1 protein-coding gene is annotated in these 266 nt (G+C 51.1%); it reads right to left on the reverse strand.

Going from position 1 to position 266, the window contains the following annotated elements:
- On the reverse strand, positions 1-266 hold a 266-nt coding region (locus tag SB658_RS24485), incomplete at both ends, for a condensation domain-containing protein (RefSeq protein WP_410602976.1).

Raw genomic sequence — 266 nt, forward strand, 5'->3', positions numbered from 1 at the left:
GCTCTCTTCAAGTACTGCCGCCGTTTCATCCGATTTTGCGGCGGCCTGTATTTCAAACAGTTCAGGCAGTGTCTGCCGAGGCTGAATATGCTGTTTTGCCCGTTTAACCGGCAAAAGCTTCCGGCGCTCTTCATCAGTAAGAATGGTTAAGCTTCCGATCGGTTTATCCGGATGTGATACGGCATCTTCGAGCAGAAGAAGCAGGCGTCCGGCAAGTGCTTCAGCCGTTTCTTTTCTGAATAAGTCCGTACTGAACTCCAGCAGGC

The sequence above is a fragment of the Bacillus sp. SIMBA_008 genome (assembly GCF_046535495.1).
Lineage (GTDB): Bacteria > Bacillota > Bacilli > Bacillales > Bacillaceae > Bacillus > Bacillus subtilis.